The organism is Paenibacillus alba, from assembly GCF_013204855.1.
GTDB lineage: Bacteria > Bacillota > Bacilli > Paenibacillales > NBRC-103111 > Paenibacillus_E > Paenibacillus_E alba.
Window position 1 is genome coordinate 1 of sequence record NZ_JABMKZ010000110.1, and the last position, 607, is coordinate 607.

Sequence of the window (607 nt, forward strand, 5' to 3'; positions counted from 1 at the left end):
AGTTCTTCCGCGCGCCTTAGAATTCTCTTCTCACCCACCTGTGTCGGTTTGCGGTACGGGCACCTTCGCCTGGCTAGAAGCTTTTCTTGGCAGTGTGAAATCATGACCTACGGTACTTAAAGTTTCCCTCCCCATCACAGCCCAGCCTTAATGATGTGCGGATTTGCCTACACATCAGCCTCACTGCTTGGACAGACATCCATCAGTCTGCGTCACTATCCTTCTGCGTCACTCCATTGCTCATAACGGCTACGGTGGTACAGGAATTTCCACCTGTTGTCCATCGACTACGCCTTTCGGCCTCGCCTTAGGTCCCGACTTACCCTGAGCGGACGAGCCTTCCTCAGGAACCCTTAGGTTTTCGGCGGATCAGATTCTCACTGATCTTTTCGTTACTTATACCGGCATTCTCACTTGTATGCGCTCCACCTGTCCTTACGGTCAGAATTCTACGTACATACAACGCTCCCCTACCCATGCACATCGTGCAAGCCATAGCTTCGGTGGCGTGTTTAGCCCCGTTACATTTTCGGCGCAGAGTCACTCGACCAGTGAGCTATTACGCACTCTTTCAATGGTGGCTGCTTCTAAGCCAACATCCTGGTTG

The 607-nt window shown here is 52.1% G+C and carries 1 rRNA gene; it reads right to left on the reverse strand.

Annotation, left to right across the window (positions count from 1 at the left end):
• Positions 1-607 (reverse strand): 23S ribosomal RNA (locus tag HQN90_RS38135); the annotation flags it as partial.